The organism is Hymenobacter psychrotolerans DSM 18569 (assembly GCF_900142395.1).
GTDB classification, from domain to species: domain Bacteria; phylum Bacteroidota; class Bacteroidia; order Cytophagales; family Hymenobacteraceae; genus Hymenobacter; species Hymenobacter psychrotolerans.
Genome location: NZ_FRAS01000001.1, coordinates 658,978 through 673,774, shown reverse-complemented (window position 1 = coordinate 673,774; position 14,797 = coordinate 658,978). Strand labels below are relative to the sequence as shown.

Genomic DNA, 14,797 nt, shown 5'->3' with positions numbered 1-14,797 from the left:
AGGATGGCGAAGTTCTTCTGGCGCGTGCCGTCGGTGGCCGGGTCGGCCTCGAAGCCCGGGGCGCAGATGATGGAGAAGTCCGGCGTCCAGCTCGTGTCGGCGCCGGCTGCGGGGCGCAGGAACATGTTGTAGCAGAACAGGTTGTGCCAGGCCAGCTCGTTGACGACGCGCAGCTTGAGCTGGTAGTCGGGGTGGGCGCCGGCGTAGGCCTCGCGCACGAACAGCTCCTTATCAGCCAGGTAGGCCGCCATTTTCTGGTGCAGCTGCTCGAACTTGTCCTCGGGGAAGGGGATGTTGATGTCGCCCCACCAGACGCTGTCCTGCGTGCCGGCATCTTTCACGATGAAGCGGTCCTTGGGCGAGCGGCCGGTGAAGGCGCCCGTGTCGGCCATGAGCGCGCCCGTGTCGGTGAGCACGCCTTCGTGGCGGCGCAGCGCGTGCGCGGTGAGCTGCTCGGGCGTGAGGTTCAGGTGCACCTGCGCGGCCCCGGTGAGGCCCAGGGTAGTAAGGCGGCTATCGAGCGTAGTCATAGGAAAGAAAATGAGGTGGGAATTTGAGCGAAAAGACGGTGAGACGGGCGGCAGCTTACCCCTAGTTGCGTTGGAGCGGTAAACAGAACAGATACATCAAGCCGAAAATACAGCCGGACAAACGAAACATCATCCGAAATCAGGCGCACAACACTGCCAGCGCGGCCACCATGCCGTAGCGAGGGTATAAGCACCCGAATTGTCTGACAAAGCTAGTACACGACCTGCAGAGCCAATGAGATGTTTCGGCATATTAGCGGGACAAAACGAACATTTTGTGTGGCAGCGGTATATTAGGCAGGGCAGCTGGTTTTCGGCGGGCTGCTCCGCCCCGATAGTGCTTCCAGTTTCAGTGCCATGCCTAAGCAAATAGCCCATTACAACGGCCTCTACGGCGATACGAAGGCGCAGGTCTCGCATACGTACATTTACAGCCAACTGATTTCGCCGCGCAACCGCACCACCAACTGGGGCCTGAAACCGCACCTGCACGGCAACCTGTACCAGCTGTTTTTCCTGGAGGCCGGGCAGGCTACGCTCGACGCCGTAGCGGAGCCCATGGAATTGAGCACGCCCTGCGTGGTGCTGATTCCGGCCGGGGCGGTGCACGGCTTCACGTTCAGCCCGCAGGTGAAAGGCCGCTCCCTCACGGTGGCCGAGGCGCTGCTCGACACCATTCTGCAGGTCAGCCCCTCTATTCTGATTGAGCTCAGCAGCGTGTACGTGCTCAGCGACTTCACGGAAGAGGAAAGCTTTGCGGAGCTGCTGGCCCTGGAGCGCCACATTCATGCCGAAATGCACTCCCAGCTGCCGGAGCGCCAGCTGGCCCTGAACGGCTACTTCAAGCTGCTGTTTGTGAAGCTGTTCCGGCTGCTCAAGCATCAGGAGCGCAAGGCGGCGGGCAGCTCCAACCGCAACCTGCACTACTTCCACGAGTTCCAGAAAAGCGTGGCCCGGGCTGCTCCGTTCGAGAAGAAGATTGCCGATTATGCCCGCGAGCTGAACATTACGCCGGTCCACCTGAACCGCATCTGCCACGCCGTGAAGGGCAAGTCGGCGCTGGAAATCGTGAATGCCAATACCATCCGGCGCGCCCACAACCACCTGGTATATACCTCGTCGTCGATTTCGGAAATTGCCTACACCCTGCAGTTTGCCGACTCCGGCTACTTCACGCGCTTTTTCCGTAAGCACACGGGCCTCTCGCCGGTAGCCTACCGGGCCCGCGCCTACCGCGACGAGAAGCGCGCCGCCGAAGCCGGCAGTGCCGCGCACCCCGGCAAAGCAGCGTCCGTCTGAGCCAGCCAGCCGCCCGCCCGCCACGTTCACTCATCCACAACCCAACTTTCTGCGTTATCTTGTTCCGCCCCCAACGGCTTATCGGCCGGGGGGCTTGTTTTTCGTCTTTGTTATTTCTGGTGCCGTGACTCAGCCCTTAGCCGAAACCCTGACCCACCTGCGCGTTGGCAACCAGACGTTTCTGATAAAATTCTACCAGGAAAACCGCAACCTGTTTGCCCGCTGGGCCCGGCGCCAGCACCAGCTGGAGCCAGCCGCGGCGCACGAGCTGCTGCGCACCGTGCTGGTAGAGTTCTACGACCAGGTAGCCGATGGCCGCCTGACCAAGCTGCCGCCCGACCTGCGGGCCTACGTGTACGGCATGGCCGCTCAGAACCGGCAAACCACGCAGACAGAAACCGATATTCTGCCCGCGGCGGAGGCGGGGCGCCGCCGCCGGCTGCTGGGCCTGTTCACGCAGCTCACCACCGACTGCCAGCAGGTGCTCATGTTCTTTTATTTCCGGGGGTATAATTTCGAGAAAGTGGCCGGCAAAATGGGCTTCGCCAATGCTACCGTGGCCCGCCTGCAGAAGTCGGGGTGCCTGCGCCGCCTCTACGACCTGCACCTGCGCACCCAGCAGGCGGCCAGCCCGGCCGGTTCTTGATTCTGTTGCTTGTTCTGGCGCGCTTCTGTGTAGCTTCGCCGTTGCATCCTCGCTTCGCTGTTCTTCCCTCGCCTGCTCCCCGCTTATGACACCTCCCATCGATTTGCGCCCCTACCTCGATGAGCTGGAACGCTTTGCCGATGGGCAGATGTCGGAGAGCGAGCAGGCGGCTTTTGAGCTGCGGATGGAGCAGGACGAGCAGCTTAGCGCGGCCTACGAAGCCTACGAGCGGTTTACGGCCGACCTGCGCTGGGTAGCCGGCCACGAAACCCTGCGCCACCGCCTCATAGGCCTCGACAAACGCCTCGACCAGCGCCAGCAGGCCCTGACCCGCATTCAGCGCCGCCGCCGGCGCACCCAGGTCCGCTGGACGGTGGTAGCGGGCGTGCTGGCCGTATTGCTGGGCCTGGGCATCTGGCTGTGGCTGCGCCCGCACACCATGAGCCCCGACGAAGCCTGGACCTATTATTACACGCCGGAGCCCGGCCTGAGTAAAGCCGCCACGCGGAAAAAAGGCAACACGCTGCTTTCAGAAGCCATGCTGCAGTACCGCAACGGCCAGTATCCGGAGGCGCTGCAAACGATGCGTCGGATTTCCGAAGCCGGCCTGAGCCCCGACTCGCTTTACTACTACACGGGCGTGGTACTGCTGCGCCAGGGCGACGCGGCAGCGGCCCGCTCCTACCTGGTGCGCGCCAGCCGGCAGCCCGGCTCGGCGCTGACGGGCAAGGCGCTCTATCATCTGGGGATGGCGCAGTGGCGCACCGGCCTGCTGCCCCAGGCTCAGACGACTCTCCGCACCGTAGCCGCCGACTCCCGCAACCCTTATCAGCGGCAGGCGCGCAAGCTGCTGCGCACCAAGCTGCTACAGCCTCAGCCGTAAGCGGCAGTCACTGCTTCTGCCGCTACCAACTGGCCCTTTCCCGACCATCCTATTTGGTTTGGTGGCAACCGGGACGCGGGCGGACTCGTCTGGCCAAGTATGAACTCTGTGTCCTCCGCACCGGCCTCCTTCAGCATTATCATTCCTACCTACAGGGAAGCCGGCAATATCGGGCGGCTACTCTCCTACCTGCGGGAAGCGGCCGGGCCGGCCACTGCGCTGGAAATTGTGGTAGCCGACGCGCACAGCCCCGACGGTACGGCCGCTGAGGCCCGGCAGGCCGGGGCCCTGGTGGTGCAGTGCCCGCAGAAAGGCCGGGCAGCTCAGCTCAATTTCGGGGCCCGCCACGCCACCGGCGACATCTTGTACTTTCTGCACGCCGACACCTATCCGCCGGCAGATTTTGTGCAGCAGATCAGGGCGGCCGTGGCGCAGGGCGCGGGCAGCGGCTGCTACCGGCTGCAGTTCGACCATCCGAGCTGGTTTCTGAAAGCCAACGCCTGGTTTACCCGCTTCCCCGTGCAGGCCTTCCGCTTCGGCGACCAAAGCCTGTTTGTGCGGCGGACTGTTTTTGAGCAGGCCGGCGGCTACCGCGAAACCATGGTTGTTTTTGAAGATCAGGAAATTACGGGGCGCCTGGGGCGGGTAGCCCCATTTCGCGTACTGCCCGGCCCCATCGTCACCTCGGCCCGCAAATACCGCGAAAACGGCGTGGTGCGGCTGCAAAGTATTTACTACCTGCTCACGGTTATGTACCACTTGGGTCTGCCCCAGCACCGCATGGTAGATGCCTACCGCCGCCTGATCCGGCAGGATAAGGTGTAGAGGAGCAGCAAGAGGCAGCGCTTATTTCAGCCTGCACTCTGACTACCTTACTCTTTCTTCCGGCGCCGCAACGGGTGCTGAATCACCTCATTCCCCACAAAGTTCTGCCCGCCGGTAGCCTTATACTGCTGGTACCGCTCGGCCTCCACTTTGCGCCGGTCCACGAAATACAACCCGCCCCGGAAGCCGCGCCGCCGCACCCAGTTGTTGATCAGGAAGGCATGGGTTTTCTCCAGGCGGTTGACGCCGCGGGTTGGTACTCCGTATTCGCCCTGGAAGTATACGCCCGGTGCCACCGGTGGCCGCACAATGCCGGTTGTGTCGCCGTGGCGCAGGCGCTCCGTATCGGCCACCCAGCTGCCGTTGATGATGTTCACGGCCGGATAGGGCGAGGGGTTGCCCCACATTACGCGGCGCTGGGCTCCGTTCACGTTGGCAAACCACGGCAGGTGCGACATGACGAAGGCCGAGAAATACGCGTACTCTACCGGGTCGTAGTTCCGCTCCCGAAACACCAGCGTCACTTCGCGGCGCTCCGCCCGAATCATGCGGCGCAGCTCCTTCCGGAAGCGGGTGTCGGCCAGGTACTCCAGCGCCTCCGCGAAGGTATTGAACAGCACCGTCAGGCCGTTGTAGTGCACCGCGCCGTGCAGGTAGTTGATGGCGTGCGGCATGCGGCGGCGCGTGCCGTGCGGTATCTCCGGCGTCGGCACCGACTTGCCTACCATCGTCGCCAGAAACTTGCCCACTTTGCCCACCAGCACCTCATCGGCATCCGGAGCGTAGCTGGGCTCGGCCCACGCCGTGCCCACCGGCGTCCGGAACACTACGTTGCGGGGCCACACGGCGCCCTGCCCGTCGGGCATCTGTCCGCTCACCCAGGGATGACCAGGCGCCAGCAGCCCCGCCGGCATCTTATGCAGCGTGAGCAGGCGCATCACGTGCAGGGCGCCGCCGGTGTTATGGATAAGGTTGCCGCGTACGATGTTCTGCAGCAGAAAGGCCCGCTCCTTCACCCAGGCTCGCTTCCGGCGGCGCGCCGGTGGCAGTGCTGTATCAGGCGAAGAAGGCTGGGCGGGGGAAGGAATGGTAAGCATAGCAGCAGAAAATAGAAGAGCCAAGGCACTGGTTTCTAAAGCTACACGAATTATGCGGGGCTTTTCGTATGCGGCCTATTCCTGAGGCCCAATAAGCCGGCACTAGCAATAGAGCAGAGCGGTGGGCCTACAGTAACTCTCCGAAACACACAGCGCCACCCGAACGGAGTGGCGCTGTGTGTTTGCCGAACAACGCGCCTCTAGTGGCGCTGTACCAGGCTTTGCTTACTGACGCACTACGCGCTGGCGCAGCACGGTACCGTTCAGGCGGGCCGTCAGCACGTAGGGGCCGGCCTGGCAGGGCGGCGTCAGGTGCGTTTGGCTGAAGCCGGCATCCAGCGTGGTAGTTTGCTCCCATACCGCGCGGCCCAACGCATCGGTCAGGGTGAAGGTAACCGGCGCGGCAGTGGGCATGGTCAGCTCCACGGTCAGCTGCTCGCTGAAGGCGGTTGGGTAGGCGGCCAGCTGCGCGGGCAGGCTTTCCTGAAAGGCCACGGGGGCCGGACCATAGTAGGTGGTTTTGCCGTCCTGGTCTTCCTGGCGCAGGCGGTAGTAGCGCAGGCCCTGCTTGCCTTCTTCCTGATCAACAAACTGATAGGTACGCGGCGCAACGGAGACTCCTTCGCGGGCGGCCACAAACCCCAGCTGCCGGAACTGGCGGCCATCGGTGCTTACTTCTACCCCGAAGCCGCGGTTGTGCAGCTCCGTGGCAGTGGCCCAGGAAATAACTGCCTGCCGCCCTTCGCGCACGGCCCGGAATGCCGTGAGACCCACCGGCAAAGGCCGCAGCACGTCACCGAGGGTCCAGCGCGAAAATCCTTCCACGTTGTTCAGCGTGGCGTAGCCGGCGCCGCTGCTGCTTACGCCCCGCATCTGCCAGTTGGCACCGGCGTCCGTCGATTTGAAAAAGCGCAGATTGGCGGGCAGAATGCCGTTCAGCTCGTGGTCCAGGTAGTGCATCACCATGCTCAGGTTCAGGCCGGTAGCCGTAGTGGCCACCACGTCGAAATAGCGCTTGATGCCCTGGTTGCCGGAGGCGCTGGCGGCCGTGCCCGTCACACGCAGCACGTCGGTGGAGCCGGGCAGCACCGAGCCGGGGGCAGGCGTCATCGTCAGGCCCAGCCCGCCAAACTGCTCCGTATTGTTGGCCCGTACGGTGCGGGTAGCCAGCAGCTTGCCCAGCACGTAGCTGGCATCCGATTCGGTGATGTTGGCTTGCTCCAGCAGCTCAATCGTATGCGGGCCCGTTACCAGAATACCGTTGGTGAGCGTCAGTTGGCTGATGATGTCGGCGTCGTTGGTGATGGTCTTGTTGCCGGCACCGTTGATTTCGAGGTTGAAGTAGACGCCGCCGCTCACCAGCTGCGGGCCGGTGCCGGTCAGTTTCACGAGGCCGCCCACGCTCGTAAACGTGCCGCCCGAGTTGTTCATATCACCCTTGATTTCGAGCGTGCCCTGGGTCTGGTTGTAGGTACCGGAGGCGCTGTTGAGGAAGTTGCCCGTCACGAGGACGTCGCCGGCATTCTTGAGCACGCCGTCGTTGCGCAGGTTGCCGCTCACGGTGAGGGCGCCACCTACTTCCACGTTCACAATCTGGCCGCTGGCTACCGTGAAGTTGCGCAGGTCGGTATCGGCGCGCGAGTTGAGGCTGATAACGCCGCCCTGGCCGCTGTTGGTCACGTTGGTCACGCTGATATCCGACACGGAGGCCCAGCCGTTTTCGAGGCGCAGGGCCGTGAGCGGCTGCGTGGTGCTGGTCAGGCTCACGTTGCTAACCAGGTTGTTGCTGACCGTGGTGCTGGTGCCGGCGCCGCAGTTCACCACAATTCCCCGGAACTCGGCGCTGGTGTTCACCCAGGCCCCGCCACTGGCCGCCGCCGCGCGCCCCCCAATGGTGTTGCCGCTGATGACGTTGTTGGTAGACGAGGAGCCCGGCTCGAAGGCAATGGCCGTTTGGACGGTGTTGGGCGTGGTAGCGGCGTCGTAGAAGAAGTCGTTGTTCGACACGTTCCAGTTCAGGCCGTTGCCGCTCTGTACCTGCAGCCCGCTGGTCGTGAAGTTCGACAGGTCGTTGTCGGTAATGGTGGTGGCGTCGTTGAAGGCACCGGGCTGAATGTTGAAGGCGTAGACCAGCGTTTTGGGCAGGCTGGTGGGCGCAGCACTCGAAATCAGGTTGTCGGTCAGCGTGTTGTGGTCGTTGCCGGTGCCACCGCTGGCCGCGTTGCCGATGGTGACTACGCCCAGCCCGGGCATCTGGCAGCTGCCCAGAATCCGCGTCTGGCTCAGGCTGTTGTAAGAGGCGTCGCCCTGAAATATCACCGTAGCCAGCGAAATATCGGTCTGGCGCAGTGTGAGCGTGCGGGCGTTGGCGCCGTTGTGGCCGCTTACTACCACGTAGCGGCTGCCCGCTCCAAACGTCAGGGTGCCGCTGATGCTGGTGCTGACGCCGGCCGCCGGCCGGATGGTAATTGGATTAGCCGCAGTGCCGGCCTTATTGATGACTACGCTTTCAGTGTAGGCCGCATCCAGCAGCTGGATTTCGATGGGTTGCGCGGGCACTCCGGTGATGGAATTGATGGCCTGCGTGATAGTAGCATAAGTCCCGCCCGCTCCAACGGTTTTCACAACGGGAGCCGCCCAGGCAGAGGATGAGGTGAGCAGCAGCAGGGAGCCGGCCAGCCAACCGCGGAACTGAGGGGTACGGGCGCGGCCAGCCATGCGAGGTAGCAGTGTTTTCATCGGAATAAAAGAAGGAGCAAGCGTGATTGGGAAACCAAAACAGAGCCACCGTACCAGAAAAGCCGGACGGCCTCAGAAGCCAACTATTCCACCCGAACCAAGCGGGCGTACCGCGCACAGATACTGAATTCTGGCAGGTCGGACAACTGCGTCTCCTACCAAAGTCTAATTATCACTAGCCAATTAGCATTCTTTCTAATATGACTGTTCAAATATAAGCGCAAAGAGGAACGCCGCAACAAAGTCGCACTTTATTTTTGGATTACCAACATAGAGATGAGAGTTGAACTGTTAACCAATAGCCTAAATTACAGCTTATAACAGCCATTACACGGTTTTACAAGATAACTCTCCTTTCTTATTCGACTACATCTTGATTGCTCTTCGTTGTATTCGCATCTCCACAGAGCGCACCTGAACAAAATTACAATTATTGTACATTTTAAATTTTATCATCTTCACCATTTGAAGAATATACAAGCACAGTACAATTTTCTTCGTTTAAAATATTGTAGAAATGCTATTAAATAAAAGGTCCGGCCGTTCCTGTGCTATGAAAGCAGCAGGAGCGGCCGGACCAGGCGCTGTATCATCCGCAGAGGTCAGCGGCGGGCTATTGCGTAGGGCGGTTCCCGATTGGGTACCAGCGTAAGCTCAAAGGTGTCGAGGTTGAGCGCGGCCAGATGCGCCAGTTCCGGATTGTGCCGGTAGACGCAGCCCGTATCGAGGCCGATGGCGCCGCCCCGAATTCGGACGCGCCGCTGCACTTCGGCCGTGGGGATGGGCACGTGGCCGTGCAGCAGGCGGCGCCCGGCCAGCCGGGAAGTATCTACCGTAAACTGCTTGATGTTGAGCATGGAATGCCAGTCGGTGCGCATGCGCTCAGGCGGCAGCCGGAAGTTGTAGCCGGCATGCACCAGCGTAAACCCCGGAATATCCAGCTGGTGCGGCAGCCCCGCCAGCCACTTCAGATAAGGCTCCGGAATGTCGGCGGCCTGCGCTACGCCAAAGCTTTGCAGCGTGAGCTGGCGGTCAGCGGCGGAGGCCCACGTCAGTTGCGGCCGGCCCTGGGCAGCATCCAGCAGTTCCTGGTCGTGGTTGCCGCGCAGGCAGTGCACCTGGTAGCCGCTATGCGTCAGCCCCATCAGATAGTCGAGCACGCCGCGGCTGTCGGGGCCTTTGTTTACGTAGTCGCCCAGCAGGTATAGCTCGTCGTCGGGCTGCAGCTTCAGTTCGTGTTCCAGCAGATACTGTAGTGTCTGCAGGCAGCCGTGCAGGTCGGTGGAAGCGTAGCGGGCCATAGTAGAAGAGCAGTGGTGAAAGGAAAAGCCGGGTGGTACTGAAGAAAAAAGCACCATCCGGGGCGGATGGTGCTTTCTGCTGGTCAGGCATTATTAGCTATAAGGAGGCTTGTCGAGGTCAGGCTTATCAAGGTTGCGGTTGGGGTGGCGCAGGCCGGCATCCAGGGCTTCCTGCTCCAGGCGCTCCTCCGTCTGCTCATCAAACTCGTTTACCGGCAGGTCGCCGGTGCCTTTGGGCTGCTCCGTCTGGCTGGGGTTTCCGTGGTTCTCTTTCGACTGCTGGTTGGTGTTATTGCTGTTGTAGGGCATGGCGCTCAGGGTCTAAAGTGAAAAATTGGAGTTGTAAACAGCCATCGGGCACGGCGTAGCTGCGCGCTACTGGTCGATGTCCGTGTCGGTGGCGTTGGGGTCGGTGAGGTCAGCGTTGGTACCCTGGCGGGCGAGGTCGGCGTTGGTGCCGGTGGGGCGGTCCATCTGGCCCATGCCCACGCGCGAGTCGGGGTCCGACATTTCGTCGCGGCCCGGGCGGGCGTCGTCGCGGTCCAGCTCGTCTACCGGGCGGTGGGCTTCCAGATCCGCATCGTTTTCGTCGGGCATGTCTTGGTTGGGCCGGTCGGGGCGGGTTTCGTCGGCGGCCCGGATGTTGTCGGCCGGGTGGCCGGCTTTGTCGGCATCCTCATTCACAGAAACGGCCGAAATGCCGTTGCCGCTGTCGGTGCCGTAGCCCTCCTTGCCTTCGCGGTTGCCGAAGCCTCCGCGGGCCGCTTCGTTCTTGGGCGGGTCGCCGCCGGGCGTGATGTGGCCGGCCGCCATTTCCTGTTCAGTTGTATCGTCGTTGATGACGCGCACGGGACGGTCGTTGGGGTCAATAGCCATAGTAGAAGAGGTGTTGTGGTGGGTAGAGAGTACAGAGTAAGTGTACTGTGGTTCCCGGATTTGGGTTTAGCTTTGCCCGTATCCCGCCCGAATATTTCGCCCTATCATTTTATTTTTCAGCATGTTACCACCCATCCGCTCCGTTGCTGCGTTACAACGCCACCTTGCAGCAGGCGAGACGGTGAAGTACCTGCTTTTCTGGGGGCATACCGGCCAGGGCACTCCTGGCAAAGAGGCGTTCAGCCAGTGGTATCCGGCGCCGTTTACTGTAGATGGCGACACCTATGCCACCGCCGAGCATTATATGATGGCCGAAAAAGCCCGCCTGTTTCAGGATGAAGCCACACGCCAGGCCATTCTGCAGGCTTCCCACCCCGATGTGGCCAAGCGGCTGGGGCGCAGCGTAGAAGGCTTCCGGGAAGGCGTATGGAATGCCGAGCGGTACGCGGTTGTAGTGCGCGGCAACCTGGCCAAATTCAGCCAGCACCCGGCGCTGCGGGAGTTTCTGGTGGGCACCGGCAGCCGGGTACTGGTAGAAGCCAGCCCCATAGACAGTATCTGGGGCATAGGACTGGCGCAAAACCACCCGCAGGCCACCAACCCCGCTGAGTGGCGCGGCCTGAACCTGCTGGGCTTTGCGCTGATGGAGGTGCGGGCCGCACTGCAATAATTCCGATAGTACTGCCGGGCCGAAAGTGGCTGTTTCCGGGCTCTACGCCGCGCCGGGCACGAATCTGTGAGTAACTTAGTTGCAGCGTTGCCCGTTTGGCAAAGGCATATACTCTGCCAGCCCGGTAGCTTTTGCCGCTGCCCGGCCGAGCGGCGACCTGTACGCGTTGCCGGACAAGTGCCCGTTGTCTACTTTCTGATTATGTCTACTGCTTTTCCCGGGCTGATTCCGGACGACGAGGATCTTCGCCTTGATGCCCTCAGGCCCTATCGGGTACTATTTCAGCCCAATCAGCCGCTGTTCAATGAGTTTGTGTCTATTCTGGCCAAACTGTTTGCCGTGCCTATTGCGCTGGTGTCGTTGGTTGGTGCCGATGAAGTAATATTTGCCGGCAACGTGGGGCTGCCAGGCATGGGGCAGACCGCCCGCTCCAACAGCCTGTGTTCCGTAGCCGTGCTGCACGAGGGCATTACGGTGTTCCAAGACCTGCTGCAGCACCCCTGCAACCTGGTGAACATGGATGCCGTGCGTGGCCTTCGGCTTGGGTTTTATGCGGGCCGCCCCCTCCGCTCGCCCGGTGGCCTGGCGGTGGGCACGCTCTGCGTCATAGACCGCAAGCCCCGGCTGCTTTCCTCTACCGAGCAGGTTCTCCTCGACCACATGGGGGCAGTAGCATCGGACATTTTGCTGCTGGAAGCCACCTTTGCCAACGACCAGACCCTGAGCCGGGCCCTCTGGGAGCGGGTACGGCAGCAGGTGCAGTTCTCCCTGACGCGCATGGACACCCTAGCCGAGCTGGGCAAACACGAAGACGACCAGGAAACCGACGCGGCCCGCGCCTATCGGCAGTCCAGCCAGGAAGAGGCGCTGCTGGTGGTGCAGGCCATGCAGAAAGAGCTGAAGCAGGCCCTGGCCGGTCTCGGGAAGTAGGCTAGCCGCGCATCGGGCGCGGGTTGGGGTTGCGTATCTTGCCTCGCTATCAGCCAGCTTTTTCCGCTATGTGGACCGAACACGACAACACGCTCACGCGCACCTTCCGCTTCCCCGACTTCAAAACGGCCTTCAGCTTTATGAGCGACGTGGCCGAAGAAGCTGAATACCAGGAGCATCATCCCTGGTGGAGCAATGAATACAACGTGGTCAGCTTCCGCCTGCGCACCCACGATGCCGGCAACCGTGTGACCAACAAAGACCATCAGCTGGCCGCCGCCATCGACCAGTTGGCCGCTGAATACGGCGGAGAGCAGACGGAGTAGCGCGGCCCCAACCGCACGTCGTTTCAAGCAGCTCGTCGTTCGGAGCGTGTTGAGGAATCTCGCGTGCCGACGTTGTAGAGGCACTTACCATACTAGCGAGACTCCACGGCTGCGCACACTGGCCTGATGCGCCACATGCTCGGAATGACGGGCTGTGTATGCTTGCCGCTGACGTCCAGCAACCACTAACTGCCACCCGGCAACCCACAACTCAGCTACCTTTGTCGTTATGGCTGACTCCCAAGAAAAGACGTTGCTTTACCTCGTGCCCACGCCCATCGGCAACCTGGAGGATATTACGCTGCGGGCCATTCGGGTGCTGGGCGAGGTAGACACCGTGCTGGCCGAAGACACCCGCACCAGTGGCCGCCTGCTGCAGCACCTGGGCCTGAAAAAGCCCATGCTCAGCTACCACCTCCACAACGAGCACCAGCAGGTGCAGCGCCTGCTCGATAGGCTGGAGAAGGGCGAAACCATGGCTTTGGTGTCGGATGCGGGCACTCCCGGAATTTCCGATCCGGGCTTTTTGTTGGTGCGCGAGTGTCTGGCCCGGGGCCTGAAAGTGGAATGCCTGCCCGGCGCCACGGCTTTCGTGCCGGCCCTGCTCAAATCGGGCTTCGGGGCCGAGCGGTTTACGTTTGAGGGGTTTCTGCCAGTGAAAAAAGGCCGCCAGACCCGCCTCAAGGAGCTAGCCCAGGAGCACCGCACCATGATTTTCTACGAGTCGCCGCACCGGATTGTGAAGACGCTGGAGCAGCTGGCCGAAACGCTGGGCCCCGACCGCCCGGCCTCCGTCAGCCGGGAGCTGACCAAGCTGTTTGAGGAAACCGTGACGGCCCCGCTGGCCGGGCTGGCGGCCAACTTCGCGGCCCGGGCGGCCATCAAAGGCGAAATTGTGCTGGTGGTGCAGGGCCGTAAAGAAGAGCGCACCAAGGAAGACCGTTATGCTACCCCCGAAGACCGTGCTGACTAAACCCACTCCCGAAACTCTGGCACCAACTGCCGCCGGCCGCCTGAGTTACTGGCTGCCCAGCCTGCTGGCGCTGCTGAGCGCCGGCCTGCTGTGGCTGGGCTGGCCCGTGCACCCTTCGGGGCTGGCGCTGGTGTTGCTGGTGGCCTGGGTGCCCTACCTCCGGCTGGAGCAGCTGCTTACGCAGCAGGGCGCCAGCGGCTGGAAAGTGTTCCGCTATACCTACCTCTGCCTGGTGCTCTGGAACGCCTTCACTACCTATTGGGTGAGCTACAGTACGCTGGGCGGCGGCATCACGGCCGTGGTCTGCAATGCCCTGATGATGTGCGCGCCGGTTATGGCGTTCTATCATACCAAGCGGCTGGCGGGCCCGGCGCTGGGCTACTTCTCGCTGCCGGTCTACTGGATTGCCTTCGAGCAGCTGCACCTGCACTGGGACCTGACCTGGCCCTGGCTCACGCTCGGCAACGGCTTCGCTCAGGCTAACTACTTGGTGCAGTGGTACGAATACACCGGCTTCCTGGGCGGCTCCGCCTGGATGTGGCTGGTGAATATTCTGGTGTTCGGGGCGCTGTTCCGCCGGCAAACGGTGGCGCCCGCCCGGCGCTGGCTGGCCCCGGTGCTGGCGGCCGCGCTGCCCATCGTGGTGTCTTTGCTTATCGGCAGCCAGTACCAGGAGAAGGGCCAGACGGCGGAGGTAGTGGTGGTGCAGCCCAACGTCGACCCGTTTCTGGAGAAGTTCAGCAGCAACCCCAACTTCATTCCCTACGATGAGCAGCTCACGCGCCTCATCCGCCTCACCGAGCAGCAGCTCACGCCCCAGACCAAGCTGGTTCTCTGGCCCGAAACGGCGCTGGAAGAATCCTACTTCGAGCAGTCCTTTGAGATTCATCCGAAAGTAGTGCGACTGCGCTCCTGGCTGGCCACCCACCCCGGCCTGGAGCTGATTACGGGCATCACCAGCGTGCAGCAGTACCCGAGCAAGGAAACGGCTACGGCCACCGCCCGCTTCCGCGACGACCTGGGCTTCTACGACGTGTCGAACACGGCCGTGCACTTCTCCAGCGCCAGCGCGCCCGTCACGTTCTACCACAAATCGAGACTGGTGCCAGGCGTGGAAAAAGTACCCGTGGCCCTGGCCAAACTCGTCAACAACATCGACCTAGGCGGCTTCGTGGGCTCGTATGGCAGCCAGGATGAGCGTACTGTGCTCCAGAGCACCACTTCGGCTCTGCGCATTGCGCCTTCCATCTGCTACGAGTCGGTGTACGGCGACTTTATGGCCGAATACATGCAGAACGGCGCCACGCTCATCGGCATCATCACCAATGACGGGTGGTGGTCCGATTCGCCCGGCCACGAGCAGCACCTGCAGTACGCCACACTCCGCGCCATCGAAAACCGCCGCGACATTGCGCGCTCCGCCAACACCGGCATTTCGGCCTTTATCAACCAGAAAGGCGAGATTGTACAGCGCACTGGCTGGTGGGTGCAGGCCGCCAGCCGCCACACCGTACATCTCAACGAAGAGCTGACGTTCTATGCGCGGCATGGCGAGCTGATTGGCCCGGCCACGCAGCTACTGGCGGTGCTTCTGCTGGGCTTCACGGCTGTGCAGGCCATGCGGGCCCGCGCCAAGCATTCTACAGCCTTGTAATTCAGCTACGTGGCTTCCGCCGCGGCAGGCTCCGCAAGACTTTATTTT

15 protein-coding genes are annotated in these 14,797 nt (G+C 62.2%); 9 read left to right on the top strand and 6 right to left on the bottom strand.

Annotated features, from left to right (window positions below; translation table 11 throughout):
• The coding region (locus BUE15_RS02810) for a phosphoenolpyruvate carboxykinase (ATP) (protein ID WP_139252098.1) at positions 1-530 on the bottom strand (530 nt) is incomplete at its 3' end.
• Between the two features lie 357 nt (positions 531-887).
• On the opposite strand from BUE15_RS02810, the gene BUE15_RS02805 reads away from it, so the two are divergent.
• The 4 genes from BUE15_RS02805 (at position 888) to BUE15_RS02790 (ending at position 4,183) form a co-directional block, all read left to right on the top strand.
• Positions 888-1,829 carry an AraC family transcriptional regulator gene (locus BUE15_RS02805; protein ID WP_073281143.1) on the top strand — a complete coding sequence of 314 codons (942 nt, stop codon included), beginning with the start codon at positions 888-890 and terminating at the stop codon, positions 1,827-1,829.
• A gap of 124 nt (positions 1,830-1,953) precedes the next feature.
• Positions 1,954-2,475, top strand: coding sequence for a sigma-70 RNA polymerase sigma factor region 4 domain-containing protein (locus tag BUE15_RS02800; RefSeq protein WP_139252097.1), 522 nt, complete (start codon positions 1,954-1,956; stop codon positions 2,473-2,475).
• An 85-nt stretch (positions 2,476-2,560) separates the two neighbouring features.
• Positions 2,561-3,358, top strand: a complete 798-nt coding sequence (locus BUE15_RS02795; RefSeq protein WP_073281141.1) for a tetratricopeptide repeat protein — start codon at positions 2,561-2,563, stop codon at positions 3,356-3,358.
• Between the two features lie 99 nt (positions 3,359-3,457).
• On the top strand, positions 3,458-4,183 hold the full coding sequence (locus BUE15_RS02790) for a TIGR04283 family arsenosugar biosynthesis glycosyltransferase (protein ID WP_073281140.1): 726 nt from the start codon (positions 3,458-3,460) through the stop codon (positions 4,181-4,183).
• 47 nt (positions 4,184-4,230) lie between these two features.
• On the opposite strand, the gene BUE15_RS02785 is transcribed toward BUE15_RS02790, so the two are convergent.
• The 5 genes from BUE15_RS02785 to BUE15_RS02765 form a co-directional block, all read right to left on the bottom strand.
• A complete protein-coding gene (locus BUE15_RS02785; protein WP_073281139.1) occupies positions 4,231-5,280 on the bottom strand; it encodes a hypothetical protein in 1,050 nt (349 codons plus the stop codon).
• A gap of 225 nt (positions 5,281-5,505) precedes the next feature.
• Positions 5,506-8,019, bottom strand: a complete 2,514-nt coding sequence (locus BUE15_RS02780; RefSeq protein ID WP_139252095.1) for a hypothetical protein — start codon at positions 8,017-8,019, stop codon at positions 5,506-5,508.
• A gap of 602 nt (positions 8,020-8,621) precedes the next feature.
• On the bottom strand, positions 8,622-9,320 hold the full coding sequence (locus BUE15_RS02775) for a metallophosphoesterase family protein (RefSeq protein WP_073281137.1): 699 nt from the start codon (positions 9,318-9,320) through the stop codon (positions 8,622-8,624).
• A 93-nt stretch (positions 9,321-9,413) separates the two neighbouring features.
• Entirely contained in the window at positions 9,414-9,629 is a 216-nt protein-coding gene (locus BUE15_RS02770; RefSeq protein WP_073281136.1) for a hypothetical protein, read from the bottom strand.
• 66 nt (positions 9,630-9,695) lie between these two features.
• Positions 9,696-10,196 carry a hypothetical protein gene (locus BUE15_RS02765; RefSeq protein ID WP_073281135.1) on the bottom strand — a complete coding sequence of 167 codons (501 nt, stop codon included), beginning with the start codon at positions 10,194-10,196 and terminating at the stop codon, positions 9,696-9,698.
• 121 nt (positions 10,197-10,317) lie between these two features.
• On the opposite strand from BUE15_RS02765, the gene BUE15_RS02760 reads away from it, so the two are divergent.
• The 5 genes from BUE15_RS02760 to lnt all read left to right on the top strand — a co-directional run bounded on the left by BUE15_RS02760 (position 10,318) and on the right by lnt (position 14,749).
• Positions 10,318-10,866, top strand: a complete 549-nt coding sequence (locus BUE15_RS02760) for an NADAR family protein (protein ID WP_073281134.1) — start codon at positions 10,318-10,320, stop codon at positions 10,864-10,866.
• Positions 10,867-11,067: 201 nt separating this feature from the next.
• Positions 11,068-11,796 carry a GAF domain-containing protein gene (locus BUE15_RS02755; protein ID WP_073281133.1) on the top strand — a complete coding sequence of 243 codons (729 nt, stop codon included), beginning with the start codon at positions 11,068-11,070 and terminating at the stop codon, positions 11,794-11,796.
• Positions 11,797-11,864: 68 nt separating this feature from the next.
• Positions 11,865-12,122, top strand: a complete 258-nt coding sequence (locus tag BUE15_RS02750; protein ID WP_073281132.1) for a 4a-hydroxytetrahydrobiopterin dehydratase — start codon at positions 11,865-11,867, stop codon at positions 12,120-12,122.
• Positions 12,123-12,351: 229 nt separating this feature from the next.
• A complete protein-coding gene (rsmI, locus tag BUE15_RS02745; protein WP_073281131.1) occupies positions 12,352-13,095 on the top strand; it encodes a 16S rRNA (cytidine(1402)-2'-O)-methyltransferase in 744 nt (247 codons plus the stop codon).
• Complete coding sequence (gene lnt, locus BUE15_RS02740) at positions 13,085-14,749, top strand: apolipoprotein N-acyltransferase (RefSeq protein WP_244535856.1); 1,665 nt, start codon at positions 13,085-13,087, stop codon at positions 14,747-14,749. The genes rsmI and lnt overlap by 11 nt, the downstream gene beginning before the upstream one ends.
• Positions 14,750-14,797: the final 48 nt, after the last annotated feature.

Bases quoted from the DNA above. Each gene is read 5' to 3' on its own strand.
- BUE15_RS02760 (WP_073281134.1), top strand. From the start codon at position 10,318: ATGTTACCACCCATCCGCTCCGTTGCTGCGTTACAACGCCACCTTGCA.
- BUE15_RS02775 (WP_073281137.1), bottom strand. From the start codon at position 9,320: ATGGCCCGCTACGCTTCCACCGACCTGCACGGCTGCCTGCAGACACTA.
- BUE15_RS02780 (WP_139252095.1), bottom strand. From the start codon at position 8,019: ATGAAAACACTGCTACCTCGCATGGCTGGCCGCGCCCGTACCCCTCAG.
- BUE15_RS02750 (WP_073281132.1), top strand. From the start codon at position 11,865: ATGTGGACCGAACACGACAACACGCTCACGCGCACCTTCCGCTTCCCC.
- BUE15_RS02765 (WP_073281135.1), bottom strand. From the start codon at position 10,196: ATGGCTATTGACCCCAACGACCGTCCCGTGCGCGTCATCAACGACGAT.
- BUE15_RS02770 (WP_073281136.1), bottom strand. From the start codon at position 9,629: ATGCCCTACAACAGCAATAACACCAACCAGCAGTCGAAAGAGAACCAC.
- BUE15_RS02805 (WP_073281143.1), top strand. From the start codon at position 888: ATGCCTAAGCAAATAGCCCATTACAACGGCCTCTACGGCGATACGAAG.
- BUE15_RS02790 (WP_073281140.1), top strand. From the start codon at position 3,458: ATGAACTCTGTGTCCTCCGCACCGGCCTCCTTCAGCATTATCATTCCT.
- BUE15_RS02785 (WP_073281139.1), bottom strand. From the start codon at position 5,280: ATGCTTACCATTCCTTCCCCCGCCCAGCCTTCTTCGCCTGATACAGCA.
- BUE15_RS02755 (WP_073281133.1), top strand. From the start codon at position 11,068: ATGTCTACTGCTTTTCCCGGGCTGATTCCGGACGACGAGGATCTTCGC.
- BUE15_RS02795 (WP_073281141.1), top strand. From the start codon at position 2,561: ATGACACCTCCCATCGATTTGCGCCCCTACCTCGATGAGCTGGAACGC.
- rsmI (WP_073281131.1), top strand. From the start codon at position 12,352: ATGGCTGACTCCCAAGAAAAGACGTTGCTTTACCTCGTGCCCACGCCC.